Annotated in this window: 12 protein-coding genes and 1 tRNA gene; 5 read left to right on the forward strand and 8 right to left on the reverse strand. The window is 72.4% G+C overall.

The features are described 5' to 3' along the window. Positions 1-30: 30 nt before the first annotated feature. From AC0KTA_RS18325 to gpmI, 7 genes are all read right to left on the reverse strand, one after another. Positions 31-1,284, reverse strand: a complete 1,254-nt coding sequence (locus tag AC0KTA_RS18325) for an ATP-binding protein (RefSeq protein WP_481056192.1) — start codon at positions 1,282-1,284, stop codon at positions 31-33. A gap of 100 nt (positions 1,285-1,384) precedes the next feature. Beyond that, entirely contained in the window at positions 1,385-6,733 is a 5,349-nt protein-coding gene (locus AC0KTA_RS18330) for an amino acid adenylation domain-containing protein (protein WP_481056193.1), read from the reverse strand. A gap of 27 nt (positions 6,734-6,760) precedes the next feature. Then, positions 6,761-7,909 (reverse strand): phosphonoacetaldehyde reductase, encoded by a 1,149-nt coding sequence (locus AC0KTA_RS18335; protein WP_481056194.1) that lies wholly within the window; start codon positions 7,907-7,909, stop codon positions 6,761-6,763. Next, a complete protein-coding gene (gene aepY, locus AC0KTA_RS18340) occupies positions 7,899-9,056 on the reverse strand; it encodes a phosphonopyruvate decarboxylase (RefSeq protein ID WP_481056195.1) in 1,158 nt (385 codons plus the stop codon). The genes AC0KTA_RS18335 and aepY overlap by 11 nt, the downstream gene beginning before the upstream one ends. Then, complete coding sequence (locus tag AC0KTA_RS18345; protein WP_481056196.1) at positions 9,053-9,877, reverse strand: isocitrate lyase/phosphoenolpyruvate mutase family protein; 825 nt, start codon at positions 9,875-9,877, stop codon at positions 9,053-9,055. The genes aepY and AC0KTA_RS18345 overlap by 4 nt, the downstream gene beginning before the upstream one ends. Positions 9,878-10,123: 246 nt before the next feature. Beyond that, positions 10,124-10,966 (reverse strand): TauD/TfdA family dioxygenase, encoded by an 843-nt coding sequence (locus tag AC0KTA_RS18350; RefSeq protein WP_481056197.1) that lies wholly within the window; start codon positions 10,964-10,966, stop codon positions 10,124-10,126. An 11-nt stretch (positions 10,967-10,977) separates the two neighbouring features. Next, entirely contained in the window at positions 10,978-12,483 is a 1,506-nt protein-coding gene (gene gpmI, locus AC0KTA_RS18355) for a 2,3-bisphosphoglycerate-independent phosphoglycerate mutase (RefSeq protein ID WP_481056198.1), read from the reverse strand. 496 nt (positions 12,484-12,979) lie between these two features. Between gpmI and AC0KTA_RS18360 the strand changes: the two genes are divergently transcribed. From AC0KTA_RS18360 to AC0KTA_RS18375, 4 genes are all read left to right on the forward strand, one after another. Continuing rightward, positions 12,980-14,278, forward strand: coding sequence for a hypothetical protein (locus tag AC0KTA_RS18360; RefSeq protein ID WP_481056199.1), 1,299 nt, complete (start codon positions 12,980-12,982; stop codon positions 14,276-14,278). Positions 14,279-14,381: 103 nt separating this feature from the next. Beyond that, on the forward strand, positions 14,382-15,614 hold the full coding sequence (locus tag AC0KTA_RS18365; RefSeq protein ID WP_481056200.1) for an argininosuccinate synthase-related protein: 1,233 nt from the start codon (positions 14,382-14,384) through the stop codon (positions 15,612-15,614). Positions 15,615-15,643: 29 nt separating this feature from the next. Further along, positions 15,644-16,384, forward strand: coding sequence for an ATP-grasp domain-containing protein (locus AC0KTA_RS18370; RefSeq protein WP_481056201.1), 741 nt, complete (start codon positions 15,644-15,646; stop codon positions 16,382-16,384). After that, positions 16,381-17,604: an ATP-grasp domain-containing protein gene (locus tag AC0KTA_RS18375; RefSeq protein WP_481056202.1), complete on the forward strand. Its 1,224-nt coding sequence runs from the start codon at positions 16,381-16,383 to the stop codon at positions 17,602-17,604. The genes AC0KTA_RS18370 and AC0KTA_RS18375 overlap by 4 nt, the downstream gene beginning before the upstream one ends. Positions 17,605-17,806: 202 nt before the next feature. On the opposite strand, the gene AC0KTA_RS18380 is transcribed toward AC0KTA_RS18375, so the two are convergent. Next, positions 17,807-17,893, reverse strand: a tRNA-Leu gene (locus tag AC0KTA_RS18380). A gap of 524 nt (positions 17,894-18,417) precedes the next feature. On the opposite strand from AC0KTA_RS18380, the gene AC0KTA_RS18385 reads away from it, so the two are divergent. After that, a complete protein-coding gene (locus AC0KTA_RS18385; RefSeq protein WP_481056203.1) occupies positions 18,418-19,314 on the forward strand; it encodes an FhaA domain-containing protein in 897 nt (298 codons plus the stop codon). Positions 19,315-19,319: the final 5 nt, after the last annotated feature.

Raw genomic sequence — 19,319 nt, forward strand, 5'->3', positions numbered from 1 at the left:
TCACTGGGCTGAGGCCGCCGTACGACGGCCTCAGCACTCCTCGTTCAGCCGCTGCGTGATCTCCTCCACGTAGCAGCGCAGGCCCGCCACCCGGGACGCCTCGACGCCCTTGCGCACGAGGCGGGCGGCCGCGGCGCGCGAGGTGTCCGCGGCCAGGGCCTGGGCGAGGATGAGTTCGTACGTGACGGGGCGCGCCGGGTCGACCGACCGGATGTACGCGAGGCCCTCGACGTCGGCCAGTTCAAACCGGTCGAGCGTGCCCACGTCCGGGAAGTCGCCCAGTTCCTGCGGGTGGACGAAGAGCCGCGCCTCCAGGACGTGCCGCGCCCGGTCGACGGGGGCCGCGGCGGGTGAGACGGACTCGCCCCGGGCGATGCGGAGTTGGAGTTCCACGAGGTCGATGTCCAGCTGGCGCTCGGACATCTGGTAGGCCAGCGGCAGCCGGCCGTTGACCTCCAGGAAGTAGTAGCGGTCCGGCCCGACGATGAACTCGACCGTCATGACGTTGGTCAGCCCGAACTCCCGCGCCACCCGGGCCGCGTCCGCGCGCATGGCCGCGAGCACCCGCGCGTCGACGCCCGCGACCGGGGACGCCTCCAGGAGCTTGAGGCCGTCGGACACCAGCAGGCTCTCCCGCTCACCGAGCGGCAGCACCGTGCCCTCGTGGTCGACGGCGAGGGTGACCCCGACCACCTGGTTCACGGGCAGGTACTTCTCGACGTACCAGGACGTCCCGTCGGGGCCCTGCGCCACCGCGTCCTCGACGTCGGCCGGGGAATGGGCGATGCGCACCGCCTGCCCCCCGTAGCCGAACTCCGGCTTGAGGACGACCGGCAGCCCCATCTCGTGGACGTGGGCGAGGACTTCGTCCCGGCCGCGGCCCGCGGCGTGAGGGAGCACCGGCACGCCGATGCGGCGCGCGGCCTCGGCGGCGGCGGCCTTGCTGCCCGCCAGGCGCAGCGCGGCCGCCGACGGTCCCACGAAGGTCACGCCCCGGGCCTCCAGACCGGCCACGAAGTCGGCGTTCTCGGCGAGGGAGCCATAGCCCGGGTACACACAGTCGACGCCGCTGCGGTCCACGGCGTCGAGGACGCGTTCGGCCGAGTCGTAGGTGTCGGGCAGGCCCCGGCCGTCGATCAGGACCTCGTCGTCCGCCCGGGCGACATGGCTGGTCTGGGTGTCGGTACGGGCCGCGAGCGCGGTCGTCCGCAGGCCGAGGCCGCGGCAGGTCTGCGCGGCGCGCGCCGCGATCGCGGCGCGGTTGGCTATGAGGATGTGCTGCATGGGGATCAGGTCTCCTGTGCGGACGGACGGGCGAGCGGTATGGGGCGGGTTCGGGTGGACGCGGAGGGTCCCGGGTGGATCCGGTCGGGTCCGGATCGGGTCAGGGGCATCGACCGAGGCGGTCCAGCCAGTCCGCGCAGGCCTGGGCGACGCGCCTGATCCGGGACTCGTCGTCGACGGCGGCGCTGTACTGCCACTTCAGCCGTACGGTGCCTGCGGCCGTCTCCGCGTAGATCTTGATGCGGTAGGGCTGGGTGCGGTCGAGGGTCATCTCCGTGCCGACGTCGCCCTGGCGCGCCCGGAACGGACCGGCGAGTTCCAGGTCGTGCATGTGCGAGCCCAGGAAGTTCAGATAGACGTCCGGGGCGGGCAGCGCGGCGAGCCGGTCCCGTACGCCCGCGTCGTCGTGCAGATACCGCAGGGCGCCCCAGGTCTGTTCCATGTCGCGGATCTCGGTGATCTGCCGACGGAGCGCGGCGGCGGTCCCGGCGTCCGTGCCGGGCCGGGGCAGGGCCAGTACGTAGGGCGTGATGCTGTTGAGCCAGCCCACCGCGTCGAAGTGGCCGGGGCCGCCGGTGAGGTCGGTCCGGCCGTGCCGGCACACCTCGACGGCGCCGCCACCGCTGCCCGACTCCTCGGCCAGGGCTGCCGCGAGGGACGAGATCAGCAGCTCCTCCAGGTGCGAGGCGCCGACGCCGACGGGCAGCGGGGCCTCGGTGTCGAAGGACCTGATGTGGCTCAGGTGCATGCTGCCGTCCGGCCGGTCGGCGGGCAGCGGGGCGCACGCCGACCAGGGCAGGGACTCCCAGCGGCGCAGGAACATCTCGTCCAGCGGCCCGTTGGCGAACCGGCGCAGCGTGCCCGCGTGCGCGGCCCAGGAGGACGCGGCGGCGCGCGGACCGGCCCCTGACTGTGCCCCGGCGGCCGCCTCGTACAACGCCCCCAGATCGCGAGCGATGATCTTCAGGGACATGCCGTCGGCGATGAAGTGGTGGAACACGAGAAGCAGCCGGTGGCCGCCCGCCCAGGAGACAGGACCGGAGTCCGGACCGGAGTCGGGACCGGAGCCGGGGCGGGAGAAGAAGGCCGCCCGCCAGACGGGCCCGTCGCGCAGGCTGAGCGACTGCTGGAGGAGGTCCGCCTCCTTCACGAAGGCGCGTTCGGCGACGTCGGCGGCATCGGCCGCGTCGCCGTCCTCGCCGTCCTCCGCGCCCCCTTCGGGGAGTTCGTGCCAGGACAGCGGAGCCCGCCCCGCCCGGTCCGTGACGGGTACGGGCGCGTCGGCCGGACCCGTGAGCCGCAGCCGCAGCGCGGGGTGCCGCTCGGCCAGCCGGTCCAGGGCCTCCCCCAGCGCCGCCCGGTCGACGGTGTCCGCGACGTCGAGGAGCAGCGAGACGTTGTAGTGGTCGGCGTCCCGGTAGTCCCACTCCAGGAAGCGGTGCTGGGCCGGGGACAGCGCCGTCGGCAGGTCGGCGGCGGACCGGAGGGCCGGGCCGTCGGCGCCGCGCGCCTCGACCGCGTCCGCCAGTTCGCCGAAGGCCCGCGTGCCGTACAGGTCGGCGACGCGCAGCGGGATGCCGAGGTCCCGTGCCCTGATGGTCGTCTCCATCGCGCTGAGGCTGTCGCCGCCCAGCGCGAAGAAGTTGTCCGTGGCCGCGACATCCGCGACGCCGAGGACGTCGCGCCACACCCCGGCGAGCCCCTCCGCCCCGGCGGACCGGGGCCGTGCCGGCTCGCGCAGCGCGCGGCGGTCGGTCTTCCCGTTGGGGCTGAGCGGGATCTCGGGGATGGCGACGATGCGATGGGGCAGCGCGTACGCGGGCAGCAGGCGGGCGAGGTGGGAACGCAGTTCGGCGCTGTTCACGGTGCCTGCGCCGGCCACGCCGTCGGCTCCGTCGCCGCCGTAGCTGCCCTCGCTCCCCTCGCTGTCGGCTTCGTCGGTGCCGGTCGCGCGGCCGCCCTCCGCCGGTACGACGTACGCGGCCAGCCGCAGCGCGTGGTGCCCCTGTTCCGCGACGACCGCGGCGGCCCGGACCGCCGGGTGCCGCGTCAGGTGTTCCTCCAGTTCGCCCAGCTCGACCCGGTGTCCGCGGATCTTCACCTGGTCGTCGGCGCGGCCCTCGTAGGCGATGCGGCCGTCGGGCAGGCGGCGCCCCAGGTCGCCGGTGCGGTAGAGGCGTTCACCGGGCCGGAACGGGTCGGGCAGGAAGCGCGCGGCCGTCAGCTCGGGGCGGTCCAGGTAGCCGAGGGCGAGGCCGGGGCCGCCGAGATGGATCTCGCCCGTCTCGCCGTCGGGGCAGCGTTCGCCGTCGCGCAGGAGCTCGACGGCCGTGTGCGGCACGGGCCTGCCGATGGTGATGTCCCGGCGGGGCGCGCGGGCGGCGGTGCCGGGGCCGCCGGAGGTGGGCACCCGCTCGTACAGCGAGTAGATCGACGTCTCGGTGGGGCCGTAGATGTTCCACAGGGCGGCCGCCGGGGCGAGGGCCTCCGCGACGGCGGGTGTCAGGCTCTCCCCGCCCGAGACGATGCTGAGCCCGCGCGACGGCCGCCAGCCGAACGCCGCGAGGGCACCGAACATGGACGGCGTGCCCATCACGAACGTGGCCCGGCGCGCGTCGAGCGCCGCTTCGAGCAGCTCGGGGTCCCGGGTCACCGCACGGTCCACAAGGTGCACCGTGCCCCCGCTGATCAGCGGCAGCAGCAGCTCCAGTTGGGCGAAGTCGAAGGAGAACGCGGCCAGGGCGAGCACCGAGTCGTCCTCGGTGAAGCCGAACGTGTCCCTGCTGTGGGTGAGGATGTCGACGATGCCGCGGTGGGCGAGCACGGCGCCCTTGGGGGTCCCGGTGGACCCCGACGTGTAGATGACGAAGGCCGGATGGTCGGGCGAGCAGGCCACCGGCGTGCGCCCGGCCGGGTCCCCGTCCGGCGTGGCCCCCTCCCCGTCCGGCGTGGCCCCCTCGTCGACGTACACGAGCCGCACCTCGGGTCCGCGCGGCGGTTCCGGGATGCCGTGCCGCGTCAGGACGGCCGCGGGGCGGGCGTCCTCGATCATGAAGCGCAGTCGGTCCGCCGGGTATTCGGGGTCCAGGGGCAGGTAGGAGCAGCCGACGCGCAGCGCCGCGAGCAGCCCGGCCACCAGGTCGCGCGAGCGGTCCAGGTGGATGCCGATCCGGTCGCCAGGACGGGCCCCGGCCCGCCGCAACAGCAAGCCCAACTCATCGGCACGGGCGAGCAGTTCGGCGTACGACCAGGAACCGGACGCGTCCTGGACGGCGAGCCGCTCGGGTGTGCGCGACGCCTGGTCCTGCACCAGCCCGTGCACCGTCCCGACGCCGCCCGGCCCTCCGGACACGGACTCGGACTCGCCCCCGTCCTCGGACGCCGCCCCCTCCACCGCCCCAGGAACCCCGAAAGACCCACGAACCCCGAAAGACCCACGAACCCCGGAAGCCTCAGGAACCCCGAAAGCCCCCCGGAACAGCGCCAGTTCCGCCTCCACGCACTCCACGATGGTGGTGCTCCGCTTGAAGCCGTGCCGTTCCCCGTCGAACACCAGGTGCCGGTACGGCGCCGCCTCCGGCCGCACCCCCGCCAGGAACCGCTCGGCCTGGGCCGGCGGGCAGATCGGGTCGGCGCTGCCCTGGAGCAGCAGGAACGGCACGTCGACGCGGGCCGCGGCGTGGGCGGGCGAACGGGTCAGATAGGCGCTCTCGGCCTCGGGCCAGGGACCGACGAGCGTGTCCAGGTAGAACGCCTCGAAGCCGTGGTTCTGCGCGTTCCGCCAGGTCACCGGGTCCAGGACGGGGTAGTGCAGCGCCGCGCAGCTGTAGGTGTCGAGGGTGGTCAGGGACACGGCCGCGGTCCAGCCCCCGGCGCTCGCCCCGCGGATGGCGAGGCGGTCGGGGTCGGCGCCGCCCTCGGCCGCGAGGGCCTCGGCGACCAGGGCGCAGTCCGCTACGTCGGCGATGCCCCAGGCGTGCCGCAGCCGCTCGCGGTACTGCCTGCCGTACCCCGTCGAACCGCCGTAGTTGACGCCGACGACGCCTATGCCGCGGCTGGTCAGGAAGGCGATCTGGAGGTCGTAGGCCATGGGGAAACGGCTGGTGGGGCCGCTGTGGGCGAACACCACGTAGGGGGGCAGCTCCCCGGGCGGGGCGGTGAAGTCGGGGTTGCGCGGCGGGAAGACGACGGCGTGCACCGGGCGGCCGTCCCGGCCGTGGAAGGTCCGGGCCTCGGGCAGCGGAAGGAGGTCCGGGTGGGCGGTGGCACGCGGCTCGGACAGCGTCCTGTACGTGCCGTCGGACGTGTCGACGCACACGGCCGTGAAGTCGCGGTCCGCGCGTGCGCCGACCGCGATCAGGCGGTGACCGTCGCTCGCGAGCAGCGGCTCCCACTCGGTGAACGGGCAGGGCACCGGGTCGAGTTCCCCGGTGGCGGGGTCCAGGACGGACAGGGCCATGGAGTGGGTGCCGTGGACGACGGCGAGACGACCGCCGGGCAGCGGCGCGCACCAGGCGAGCCCGATCTTGGTCAGCGCCCCGGCGAACTCCTCCTCGCGCGGGCACACGGCGGTCACCCGCGGGGTGTCACCGTCGAAGGCGTTCCCGTCGAGGGCGGCCCCGTCGAAGGCTCCCTCGTCGAGGGCGGCCCGGTGCACGTTCCACCAGCCGGACCGGTCGGTGAGCACGTAGAGGTGCCCGTCGTCGGTCCACTCGACCTGGGCCACGGACTCCTCGGGACCGCCCGCCACCACGCGGGCGGCGGACAGGGTGCCGTCGCCACGGATCTCGGCGACGCACGCCTCGCTCGCGTCCCACGGCATGGCGGGGTGGTTCCAGCCGATCCAGGCGACGTGTCGGCCGTCCGACGCGACGCGCGGCCCCGTCAGGAAGTCGTGGCCGGACACCAGGGACCGCAGGGCGGCGCCGTCCTCGGCGGCGGAGCCGTCCAGCGGCACGGCCACAAGATCGCGGGCGGGGAGGCCTCCCGGGGCGGTGCGCTCCCGTACGCACCAGACCTCCGCCGGGGCGCTCCCGGCGGCGGGCAGCACCGGATCGACGAAGGACAGGGCGAATCCGGGGGGCGCGGCGGGCGTGAGCGGCCGCGGGGCGGCGTCCGGCGCCTTGGGGTCGTACCGGTAGAGCCGCTGGTCCTCGGCGTGCACGAACACGATCAGCGGGCCGTCCCCGGTGGCCGCGCCCGCCCAGGCCCGGCCCCCGTACTCCATGACCCTGCTGCGCACGTTCCACGGCGCGGGCAGCATGCTGCGCGCCCCGCCGTCCGCCTCGGCACGCATGAGCGTCGTGCGCCCGCCCTCCTGGGGCAGCCGCTCCGACCACCAGATCTCGTCACCGACGAACCCGGGCCAGTTGGGGTGACTGTCCGTGGCGGCGACGTGCGCCGCCGATATGGGTGAACTCCATGCCCCGTAGGGAGCGGCCTGTCTCATGACTGCTTCCTTCCGCTTCCTGCCGCGTCAGTGCACGGCGCGGAGCGCCCTCAGCACCAGCGATTCGTCGAGTCGTACGGGGTTGTTGGCCGCCCGCGCCGTGGAGCCGAGGCCCGCGGCGATGTAGTCCGGCAGCTCGCGCCCGGTCAGCCCGTAGTCGGAAAGCCGCGGTGACCAGCCCGTCTCGACGAGCAGATCGCCGAGCTTGGCGGGTACGCCGGCGGGCTCCAGGTCCCAGGCGGCCGCCACGGCCACGAGCTGGGACCGGACGTGGGCCGGGCCCCGGTCGTCCTCGCAGTGGCTGCCGGCCCGCTCGGTGTTGTAGGCGAACAGCCACTGGAGGTTGAGCAGGCAGGCCACGCCGTGCGGGACGCCGTAGCGGCTGGTCAGCCGGTAGGCGAAGGCGTGCGCGGCGGTCGTCCGGGTCGCGTTGATGGCCCGGCCGGCGTCCAGCGCGGCGCGCGCCAGCTGTTCCCGTACGGGCGCCGAGGTGTCCTTGAGGCCGTCGTCGAGCGGGCCGGTCAGGGCGCCGAGGGCCCGCAGCGCGTCGGCCCGCGAGGCGTCCCGCGAACGGCGGGCCCACAGCGACTCCACCGCATGGCACAGCGCGTCCATCGCGCAGCTCGTGGTGACCTCCGCGGGGCAGGTCGCGGTGAGTTCCGGGTCCACCACGGAGCAGGTGGCGGCGGCCAGCGGGTGGTCGAAGGACAGCTTCCGTTCCCCGTCGAAGACCGTCGCGAACTGCGTCACCTCGCTGCCGGTGCCGCTGGTGGTCGGGACCAGGACCAGGTTCCCGGCCGCCGGCCGCGGCTCGCCGCCCGCGCCCAGGCAGGCACGGGCCGCGGCGTCGTCGGCCGGCAGGGCGCGCACCATCTTGGCCACGTCCATGGCGCTGCCGCCGCCGAGCCCCACGACGAGGTCCGGGTCGAGGCGGTCGCGCAGGGCGCAGCCCGCCAGCACGTCGTCGAGCGCCGGGTTGGGCCGGAAGCCAGCGAACAGGTGGTGGCGCGGGGAGTCGAGCCAGTGGCCGAAGCCCGCCCGCGTCAGTCCGCTCTCGGTGGCCACGACCAGGACACGGCGCGCTCCGTAGGCGTCGACGAGGGCGTCGAGCCGCCGCACCGCGCCCGCTCCGAACACCACCTCGACCCCGCCGCGCGCCTCCGGGTCAGCTCCCACCGGACGTCTCCTCGCCGCGCAGCCGGGCCGCGAAGCCCTCGCGGATGTCGGTCGTGGTCATGGCCGCCGTGGCCCGGGAGAAGGCGGAGGCCCCGGCCCTGGCCACGCGGACGACGACGAGGTGCGGGCCGCCTCCGGCGAGGGCCGTGGTGAGCGCGTCGGTGACCTCGTCGACGGCGTCGCAGACGCGCGCCGACGCGTAGCCGGCGCCCTCGGCGACGCGGGCGAACCGCGTGGAGTGCGCGGTGGTCGCCTGCCCGCCGGTGGACTCGTAGGAGCCGTTGTCGAAGATGACGTGGACGAACTTGTCCGGCGCCGCCGCTCCCACGGACGACAGCGTGCCCAGGTGCATGATGGCCGCGCCGTCGCCGTCGAGGACGACCACCGGTGTCCCGGGGGTGCGCAGCGCGACCCCCAGGCCGAACGCGGCGGCGTGCCCCATCGAACCCTGCATGTAGAAGTGGTTCTTGGAGCCGGTGACGCCGAACAGTTCCCGCGAGGTGTAGCCGGTGGTGGAGACGACTGCGGCGCCCTCGAGGAGATGCTCGATCGCGCGCAGTACCGCGACGCGGCTGAGCCCGGCCTCGGGAGAAGCGGTGGCGGTCCCTTCGGCCTTCTCGCCGTCCTTGCCCCCGGCCCCCGCGGCCTTCTCGATGGCCCCCTTCTGGGTGAGGACGAACACGCTGCGGCCCGCGGCGAGTTCGGCGTCGGCGCGGTCGAGCGCGTCGGCGAGGTCCGCGGCCGTGGCCGTGGCGGGCACGGTCACGTGCGGCACGTCAAGGGCGTCCAGGAGCCGGTGCGTCGAGGTGCCCATCACCGCGTGCTGGGGCTCGTCCTGGGCCGGGTCGGGCCAGCCGCGCAGGCTCATGAAGACCAGGACGGGAATCCCGTACGTCACGGTGAGCGAGGCCAGCGGGTTGATGAGGTTGCCGAGGCCCGAGTTCTGGGCGATGACCGCGGCGCGGTGTCCGGCCACGGCGGCGCCCGCGGCGGCCGCGAGCGCGGCCCCCTCGTTCGCGGCCGGGAGATAGACGCCGTCGCGGGTCAGCCGCTCGATCGGCCCGCTGAAGTAGGAGCACGGGACGCCGGCCACGAAGCCGAAGCCGCGGTCCGCGAGCGCCGTGCAGAAGTCGTCGTTGGATATCACGCTTCCAGGGCCAGCCAATCCTCAAGTCGCTGCAGGGCGAACACGTCGGACACGGGAGCGATCTCGGACTCGACGCCGAGGGACGAGCCGTCCCGGTAGATGGTGCCGAAGGTGTCGCGCAGGGCCCGGACGGTGGCGCGCAGCCCCTGGTTGGCGTAGATCACCACGGAGACTCCGTGCGCGGTCGCGTCCGCCGCGGACCACTGCGGGTAGGTGGTGGGCACGATGACGACGGGCTTCCGCCCGTCCCAGCCGTCGAGGAACTCGACGATCTCGCCCTGGTCCTTCTTCTTGGAGTGGATGAGGACCGCGTCCGCGCCCGCGTCGGCGTAGGCCGTGCAGCGCTTGAGGGCTTCCTCGACGCCGAGGCCGTCGATGAGGGCCTCGGTGCGCGCGATCACGTAGAAGTCCTCGCCGCGCTGGGCGTTCTTGGCCGTCTCGATCTTCTGCGTGAAGTCGGTCAGCGAGAGCAGGGTCTGCGCGGTGTCCGCGAAGCTGTTCACCTTCGGGAACAGCTTGTCCTCGATGGCCACGGCGGTGATGCCCGCCGCCTCGTACTCGTGGACCATGTGCGCGACGTTCAGGTTGTTGCCGTAGCCGGTGTCCACGTCCGCGACGACGGGGATGTCGATGGCCTTCTGCATGTTGGCGGCCGCGGCCAGGTACTCGGTCATCGTCAGGACGCTGGCGTCGGGCAGGCAGCGCGAGGCGGAGACCTCGAGGCTGGACGACCAGACCGCCTGGAAGCCGGCCTGCTGGGCGAGTGTGGCACCCATGGCGTCGTGCGCGCCCGCGACCCGTACCAGGTCGCCTCGCGACATGACTTCACGGAAGGAGGCCCGATGAGAGGTCAAGGTTGCTGCTCCTTTGAGTCTCGCCGGAGGCACGGTCGGATGACCGTTTCCCGACGGCGGTTGGAAGGTGCGTACGGCACAGCGATGTGCGGCGGAGAACGGCGGAGAACGGCGAAGAAGCGAGCGAACGGCAGGGGTGGCCGCCACGGCGACGCTGCCGCGGCGCCGGCGGGCCGGTGGACCCGTGGACCGGCGGGCCGGTGGCCCGGGGAGCTAAGAGACCTCGGCGGCGATCCAGGTGCGCAGCATCAGCCGCTGGTGCCCGTGGTCGCTGTCCCGGAACTCCACCCTGCCGTGCAGGGTCCACCGGTTGTCGATGAAGATCATTTCGCCTTCCCCGAGGCGGTCCTGCGACCGCAGGCCGGGGTCGTCGAGCAGGGCGTCGAGCTGGTCGAACGCCTCGGTCTGGGCCTGTGTCAGGGGCGGGATGCCGGGCCTGCGGTGGCCGATCTCGATGTATTCGCGCAGGTAGTGCACGCGGTCCCGGCCGCCGGTGTGCTCCAGGACGGGACGCAGTACCGTGCGCGGGCTGCCCGGGGTGTCGTCCCGGGTGTCGAAGTGCACGGGCAGGCGCAGGGTTTCGAGCACCTCCGGGCGGTCGCTCAGCCGCTCGACGATGTCGGCGAGCCGGACGAGGACCAGGTCACCGCCGACGGCCGCCTGGTGGACGCAGGCCAGCGCGAAGTAGTCCGGCACGTCGGTGGGCCGGTGCGGGGAGTCCGTGTGCAGGCTGCCGCCGGTGCGGGAGTCGGAGTAGCGGCCGGTGGCGCCCTCGCCGAGCTGGACGCCGCGGTAGCGGACCTCGCGCAGCAGGGTGCCCTTGCTGTCCTGCGGGACGAGCTCGCCCAGGGCCGCCGACGCGGTGACGGCGAACTTCCGGTACTCCTCCTCGTCGAAGTGGCCGAGCCCGGTCAGCACGAAGAAGCCGGGGTCGCCCTCCAGGCAGCGCCGCGCGTGCGGCAGGAGCTCGGCGCGCAGTTCTTCGCGCGTAGCGCCCTTGCGCAGGTGCGCGGGGAGCTCGAAGCGCACCGGGTCGAAGGCATGGTGCGTGGTCATGTGATGGCCCTTTACAGAACTCGGCCGGACATGGCCGCGGGCGGCTCGATGCCCAGGAAGTGAAGACAGGTCGGCGCGATGTCCCGGAGGTCTCCGGACGGCGCGAGCGCGCGGTCCGCACCGAGCACCCACAGGGGCACGGGGCTCGTCGTGTGCCGGGTGCTCGGTGTGACGCCGTCGGCCTCGCGCATGCATTCGCCGTTGCCGTGGTCGGCGGTGATCACCAGGTACGCCCCGTGTGCCTCGGCGGCCGCGGCGATGTCCCGCAGGCAGGCGTCGACCACTTCGGCGGCCTGCCGCACGGCGTCGTAGTTGCCGGTGTGCCCGACCGTGTCGATGTTGGCGATGTTGGCGACCAGGAACTGGGCCTCGCCCGACTCCAGTTCATGCACGAGCCGCGCCGTGATCTCCCGGGCGGACATCTCCGGGGCGAGGTCGAAGCTGGGCACGTCGGTCCTGCTGTCGACGAGGATGTGCCGCTCGGCGGGCTGGAGTTGCTGTGTGTAGCCGTTCAGGAGGTACGTGACGTGCCCGTACTTCTCCCGCTCGGCGATGTGCACCTGCGCGAGCCCGGCCCCGGCGACCGCCTCGGCCAGCGTGCCCTCCACGTGGTCCTGGTCGAAGACCACGGACGCCGGGATGTCGTCGCTGTACCGGGTCATCGTGGTCAGCGGCCGGCCGGCCGCGGCGAGCGCGGTGGCGAGCTGACGCAGCCCGTCGGGGCGGAAGTTGGTCATGACGACCTCGTTGCCGGGCGCGATGCGGGGCGCGTCCAGGACGATCGGCGGGAGGTGCTCGTCGGTGACGTCACCGGCGTAGTGCTGCTCGACCGTGGCCCGCCAGTCCGCCACCGCCGCCGGTGCCTCGCCCTCGCCCGTGAGGGCGGCGACGACGGCTGCCGTACGGTCCGTACGGCCGGAGCGGTCCATGGCGAGCTTCCGGCCGACCACCGTGGCGAGGCGGGCGCCCTTCTCCTCCAGATGCGCGAGGTCGTGCAGGGCGGTGCGGGCGGGCACGTCGCGGCCGTCGCTGACGGCGTGCACATAGGTGCGGTCCGCCCAGCCGTACTCCCCGGCCAGGTCGAGCACCGCCGCGATGTGGTCGATGTGGCCGTGGGCGCCGCCCTCGGAGGCGATCCCGATCACGTGCACCGGAGTGCCGGCCGCGCGCGCTCTTTCGAACGCGGCCGCCAGCGCGGCACAGTCCCGAAAGCCGCCCTCGGTGATCGCCCGGCGAATTTTCACGGACGCCTGCGCAATGGTGCGACCGGTGCCGATGGTCAGGTGCCCGACTTCGGAGTTCCCTACTTGCCCCGGCGGCAGTCCGACCACCGAACCCGAGGCTTCGAGCAGGGTCACGGGAGCTTGCTCGGCCAGGCGGGAGATAAATGGAATGTCCGCTTCCAACAGCGGATTGTGCTTGCCTTCGGGAGCCCATCCCAGACCATCCAGCACAAGCAGCAGAAGGCGCTGCTTTGTGTCACCCACCTGAAAACCCCCGTTTTCGATCCGAAGCACCTCAGCGAGCCAATCAAGATCGCAGCAAGCTTCACCGAATGAACAGAGAGAGTCAAGGGGGTAACTTTGCGGAGTCAAACAAGTGGGCTAATGTCCAGTTTCGGGCACTTCTGAGGTTTAATTCTCAAAGGGCACGATAGCGGCTGGTCACAGATTTCGGCTACCGAAACAATGACCATTGACGCGCAATGTAGACACCGCTTAGTGTGCGTCGTCGTTGTGATCAACTCGGCTGCCACCAGTCGAATCCGCTCTGCACCGCAGGCCCATTCCCCCTTTGTGGAACTTCCGATTCCGGCGGTGGCACACGCGCCCGCCCGGCGCTGTTCGCCCTTCCCATTCGGGCACTTCCCCGAGCGTCGGCACACAATGCATTGCCAAATGTCACACAGCGCTTCACCAAATGCTTTGCCAAGAATTTTCTGTGCCCCGAGTATCTCTAGGAGTTGCTTTGACAGCGCAGTCGACCGCAGATGTCGGAGAATCCGGGGCCCTCGTGACCAGGCGCCTGGTCCTCGCCGACATGGCCCACCAGTACTCGGTCGCGCCGGTCACGGACGCCCCGGCGCTCGTGGCCGAACTGGCCGCCGAGACCGGTGACGGCACCCGGGCCATGGAGTTCCTGCGCCCGGAACAGACCGCGGCGCACGCGCTGTCCGTGGTGCCCGCGACGGGCCAGGACCGGTCGCTCGCCCCGCCCGCGCAGCCCCTGCCGACCTGGTCCTGCACGCACTTCCCGGCGGAGTTCACCGCTTATCTGGGAGCCGCTCTCGCTACGGAAGGCGGCGCACCGGAGGCTGAAATTCCGGGTTCCGCGGACGCCACCCCTTCCGCGGAACACGCGGACGTCACCCCTTCCGCGGACGCCGTCCTTTCCGCGCTCGGCCCGCTGCTGCTGCTGCGCACGCACACGACCGCTTCTCAGCCCTTCACCGAAGTGCTGATCTGCGCGCGGTACCGCGCGAACGGGACACTCTTCGTCCGGACCGCACGATTCCCGCACGCCGCGGATATCGGGCTCGCCGACCTGGTGGCGCGCGCGCTCGAGTACCGGACCGAGCTGCAGGACCACATGCGGATCGAGAGCAATGCCTACCTCAACTGCGAGGAAGGCATCGAGATCGAGCAGAAGGTGACCCTGCTCGACGACGCCTCCATTTGGTCCCTCACCAAGGACATGTGGACCGCCGTGGAAGCGGGCGACTTCCCGGGCTTCATCACGTACCCCGGCTACGAGCTGACCCGCTGGCATTTCGTCCAGCACAACTTCGAGGTCACCGGCCCGGCCGAGGAGGTCGGCCACTACGCCTTCCAGGAGAATCCCGGCAACCGCTACCAGCTCAAGATGAAGAAGTTCCCCGCCGACGCGCTGCGGCGCGAGGAGACCTTCCGCAAGGGCGTCGAGGTGCCGGACGGCGACTTCGAGGCGTACCTGGCACGGGAGTTCCCGGCGCTCCGGTTCAAGCGGCTGCCCAGCTTCCGGCGCACCCGGTTCGATGTGAACGTGCACTCCCTGGCCACGGGGCACGGCTTCGGCATCGAGACGGACGAGGTGACCGTGGACGCGGCCGGCGGGCGCAAGCTCCGGCAGGTCGAGATGGAGTACCTGGAGACCTACCGGCACGAGGGCCTCGACGCCGCGTCGATCGACGAGGAGATGGAGCGGCTGACCCGCCTGGTGGAGGCCTACCTGGCGAAGGCGGGCGTGGCCGCCGAGCGCGGCCACTACTCGAAGCTCTCGTTCCTGCGGGACTGCGTGGCGGCGGGCGCGACGGTCCCGTCCTCCGGTTCCTGACCCCGGCCCGCGCCCGCGGTGCCGCCGGGCGCGGCCACCCGCCTTCTGCCCTGACCGAGCTGGACGACAAGCCCGACCGAGCTGGACGATAAGGACGTGCGGCGTGAAGACAAGCCGACGGGGTATCCGCTCCTTCCGCGACATCACCCATGGCGATGTCGACCTGCGGCGCCCCATCGTGACGCTGTTCAGCGGAGGTCTGGACAGCTCCTACCTCCTGTACCGCCTGACGCAGGCGGGGGCCACCGATGTGCACGCCCTCAGCGTCGCGGTGGGCGGTGACGAGGAGCGGTCCCACATCGAGCGGATCACGACGGCGCTCGGGGTACGGCTGCATCTGGTGGACGGACGGGCCGCGTTCGTCGAGGAGTTCGTCAAGCCCGCGATCACCGCGCACGCCGTGTACCTGGACACGCACCCCGTCAGCTCCACCCTCAGCCGCCCGCTGATCGCCCGCGTCGCCACCGAGGTGGCCCGGGAGCTGGACGCCGGGGTGATCCTGCACACCGCGAACCGCTCGCAGAACACCCTGCGCAGGCTGAACGGCGCTCTGGAACAGCTGGGTTTCGAGGGGCACTTCGGCAGCCCCTACGACCTGGAGCCGGTGGACCGCGAGCAGAAGATCAAGGAGCTGCGGCACATCGGCCTGGACGAGATGGCCGAGCGGTCGGCCAGCGGCGACTCCAACCTGTGGTGCCGCGAGTTCGAGTCCGGAATCCTCGACGACCCCGAGGACCACGCCGTACCCGAGACCTTCTACCGGTGGAGCGCGCGGCCGACATCGGAGACCGGACCGGAGCCGCAGGACCTCACGGTGGCCTTCCGCGCCGGGGTGCCTGTGGCCGTCGACGGGGAGGAGCTTCCCCTCACCGACGTCATCGCGCGCCTGAACGAGGCCGTGGGCGCCCACGGCCTCGGCCGGTACACCGGCCTGGAGCATCTGCCGGGCGGCGTCAAGGTCCTGGAGGTGCGCGAGATGCCGGCGGCCTGGCTGCTGCTCGCCTCGCGCCGCCACCTGGAGACGGCCGCGCTGGACGCCGAAGTGCTCAGGGAGAAGCTGCACATGGAGCAGCTCTGGGTCCGGGAGTCGCTCGAAGGGCGCTGGTTCGGCGAACTCCGCGCCGCCTGCCAGGCGTTCATCACGGAGGCCGTGGCCCCCGTCACCGGCGCGGTGACCTGGCGGCTCGCGGGCGCCCGGACCACGACCACCGCGATCGTCGCGGACGCTCCCCGCTACGTACGCGACCGGGAGCACTGGGAGCAGGCCTCCATCAGGGAAGAGCTCTCGCACCTGGGCGAGGGATCGCAGACCGCAGACAGGGACATGCAGTGGTAGACCCCCAGCAGACTCCGGACCACTCAGTGGTGGACCCCCAGCAGACTCCGGACCACTCCGACCAGCGTCTCGTCGTCATCGACGCGAGCGTGCGCACGGCACGGACCGCGCACTCCCTGGAGTGCCACACGGTCTTCGTGCAGTTGCCCGGCGCGCCCGTGCAGGACCTGGTCGACGACCACTCCGGGTACTACACCGTGGACTTCGCCGAAGGCGCGGACCCGGCGCCGTTCGCCGACTTCGTCACCCACGTCCTGCGCCCGCTGGCGCCCACGGCGGTGGTGGCGCTGAGCCCGGCGGGCCTGCGCCCGGCCGCGGTGGCCAACTCCCTGCTCGGGACGCCCGGCACCACGGCCGAGACCCTCGACCGCCTGACGGCCGCGGTGCCGCCGGGCCGGGCCGACGACGGCCGGGAGCTGACCGCGTACACCTTCACCACGGCCGGGGAACACCGCTGGGTGGCCGTGCTGGACCCGCGGTCCGCCCCCGCCGCACCCGCGGACGTCATCCCCGAGCAGGCTCTGCCGGAGGCGGAGCACACCGCGGCGCGAGCCGCCCTGACCGCGTTCCTCGACGCCGCCGGGCTGCGGAACGGACCGGTGCGCGTACGCCTGCGGACGGGCGGCGGCGCGGTGCGGATCACGGCGGCCGAGCCGGTCGTGGACGACGCCGAGGCGGAGCTCGTACGGCAGCACACCGGCGTGGACCTGACCCGCCGGGCCCTCACCTGTGACCTGGGGCCCGCCGGCCCGGAAGGAGACGCGCGATGACGGACCGTACGCCGAAGCCGAGCGCGCTGTTCATCAACCACCACCCCTACTCGCACTTCAACCGGGGCGGCAACCACATCCTGCCGACGTCGGAACTCGACATCCATCTGGTGACCCGCAATCAGTTCCACGGCGGCGTGCGCGGGATCACGGATCAGCCCGTCGCCCATGTCGCGATGTGCGACGTGGACGCGGAGGAGCGGTGGCGCGCCGTCTGCGAGTGGACGCTGCGCACCCACCCCATCGGGCGGATCATCGCCGTGCACGAGCGGGCGGTGCTGCTGGCCGCGGAGATGCGGTCGAAATTCGGCCTGCCGGGACTGGACTTCGAGACGGCGTCACGCTTCCGCGACAAGCTCCTGATGAAGCAGGCGGTGCGGGCGGCCGACGCGGCCGCGGTGCCCGACTTCTCCGCGCTCGACAGCGTCGACGACCTCCTGAACGTGGACTGGAGCACCGGCCGCAAGGTCATCAAGAGCCGCTGGGGCCTGGCAGCCAAGGACCTCTACATGGTCGACACGCTGGCGCAGGCGCGCTCCATCGTCTCCGGCCTGGACCTCTCCGGCTCGCACTACGAGATCGAGGAGTTCGTCCAGGGCCAGATCTACCACTGCGACTCCGTCGTGCAGGACGGCGAGATCCGCTTCAGCAGCGTCGGGCGCTACCTCGCCGACCCGGCCGGGTACACGCCCGGCGGCATCTTCGGCACCGTCCTGGTCCGCGAGGGCGAGCTGGTGAAGCGCATCAACGAACTGAACGCGACGGTGCTCTCCGGCATGGGCCTCAAGGACGGCACCACTCACCTGGAGCTGTTCCACACGCCCGCCGACGAGCTCGTCTTCTGCGAGGTCGCGGGGCGTCCGCCGGGCGGCATCATCCCGCCGGTCATCCAGTGGCAGTACGGCTTCAACATCGTCGAGGCGCAGATCCGCATCGACGCGGGCCTCGACGTTCCGCTGGGCACCGACCCGGCGGCGCCGGGCGGCGGCACGTGCGGCTTCCTCGCCTTCTACCCGGGCGGCGGCGAGGCCCGCGGCATCGACCGCACGCGGCTGGACGAGCTGGGCGTCGTCGAGCACATCGCGACCCGGGGCGCGGGCGACGGCCGCGGCGGCGTCCGCCACTCCACGGACTTCCAGGACTCGTACGTGATCAAGGCCACGGACGACGAGGCGCTCCTGGAGCGGGTGGCCCGCATCCAGGACGAGTACTGGCACTGACACCCGGACCCCCTGCGCCGGCGCCGCCCCGAGCGGCACCGGCGCCCGGGTGGTCGGCGGCCCTCCCCACCGTGAGATAGCTCACCGTGAGGGCCCCGCCACGTCATCACCCGGGCCGCAACCCGCCGCGAACACGCCGTGAACACGAAAAACGGGCCTCACCAGGACTTTCGTCCGGTGAAGACCCGTTCATCGGTTCTTCTGGTGCGCGAGGGGGGAGTTGAACCCCCACGCCCTTTCGGGCACTGGAACCTGAATCCAGCGCGTCTGCCTATTCCGCCACCCGCGCATGGGTGTTGTCTTTGGGTCTCTCACTGAGTGGTGCGAGCGCCTGCCGACATCCAGAAGATTAGCACGGTGCGGACGGTGGATTCACATCCGTATTCGGGGGCACCCCGCACCTGGGCGCCCCCCGTCCGACCGGCCCGGATGCCACCCGCCGAGCGGCCAGGAACCGGCCGAACCGCCCGCCGGACGCAACCAAGCCACGCGTCAAGTCCTCCTCCTAGGTCCACAGCCGCGTGCGGGACACTGGCTTCGGACCCCCTCTACGATCCTTGGTAAGAGGAGGCCCGAGCCAGGCGGCCCGGCACGGGAACCCGGAAGGAGCCCTGAAGATCGGCGGCGGAGCCCCCGACGGAACCCCCGGGACCCCCCTGAGGGAACCCGGAGGATCGCGGAAGACCAGTGCGGGCATGCCTTGTGAGAGGCGACACTCGTGGTCTGGGCGGACAGGGGGAACCACCTGATTTCCCGGCGCGTGGATACGATCAGTAAGCAGTACGAGGATGACAACGACGGAGGAGGTGCCCCATGGGAGTCCTGAAGAAGTTCGAGCAGCGACTCGAAGGTCTGGTCAACGGCACCTTCGCCAAGGTGTTCAAGTCCGAGGTCCAGCCCGTCGAGATCGCCGGCGCCCTCCAGCGGGAGTGCGACAACAACGCGACGATCTGGAACCGCGAGCGGACGGTCGTCCCCAACGACTTCATCGTGGAGCTCAGCGCGCCCGACTTCGAGCGCCTGAGCCCGTATTCGGGACAGCTCGGCGACGAGCTCTCCGGCATGGTCCGGGAGTACGCCAAGCAGCAGCGCTACAGCTTCATGGGCCCCATCAAGGTCCACCTGGAGAAGGCGGAGGACCTGGACACGGGCCTCTACCGGGTGCGCAGCCGCACGCTCGCGTCGAGCACCTCGCAGACTCCCGACAACGCTCCCGGCGGCCCGGCGGGCCCCGGCGGGCCCGCCGCCCCCGGCGGCGGCCCCACGAGCGCGGGCCAGGGCCCCCGCGGTGGCCATGGCTATCCGCAGGGCCCCTCGGGCGCCCCTCCCATGCCTGCCGCGCCGCCGCCCGGCGCGGCCGCGGGCCGCGGGGCCGCCGCGGCGCCGGGCCGGCCGCAGGGGCCGGGCGCAGGCCCTCTTCCGGGCGCGCAAGTGCGGCGCTGGATTGAGATCAACGGCAATCGCCACCAGATCTCCCGCCCGACGCTGGTGCTGGGCCGCAGCACCGACGCCGATGTGCGGATCGACGACCCCGGCGTATCGCGCCGGCACTGTGAGATCCGGACCGGAACGCCCTCGACGATCCAGGATCTCGGGTCTACCAACGGCATCGTGGTAGACGGGCAGCACACCACCCGCGCTACGCTCCGCGACGGCTCGCGGATCGTCGTGGGCAGCACCACCATCATTTACCGGCAAGCCGAAGGGTGAAGCGG

It is taken from the genome of Streptomyces sp. Y309, from assembly GCF_056712025.1.

Bases quoted from the DNA above. Each gene is read 5' to 3' on its own strand.
- AC0KTA_RS18375 (WP_481056202.1), top strand. From the start codon at position 16,381: ATGACGGACCGTACGCCGAAGCCGAGCGCGCTGTTCATCAACCACCAC.
- AC0KTA_RS18330 (WP_481056193.1), bottom strand. From the start codon at position 6,733: ATGAGACAGGCCGCTCCCTACGGGGCATGGAGTTCACCCATATCGGCG.
- AC0KTA_RS18325 (WP_481056192.1), bottom strand. From the start codon at position 1,284: ATGCAGCACATCCTCATAGCCAACCGCGCCGCGATCGCGGCGCGCGCC.
- AC0KTA_RS18345 (WP_481056196.1), bottom strand. From the start codon at position 9,877: ATGTCGCGAGGCGACCTGGTACGGGTCGCGGGCGCGCACGACGCCATG.
- AC0KTA_RS18350 (WP_481056197.1), bottom strand. From the start codon at position 10,966: ATGACCACGCACCATGCCTTCGACCCGGTGCGCTTCGAGCTCCCCGCG.
- AC0KTA_RS18385 (WP_481056203.1), top strand. From the start codon at position 18,418: ATGGGAGTCCTGAAGAAGTTCGAGCAGCGACTCGAAGGTCTGGTCAAC.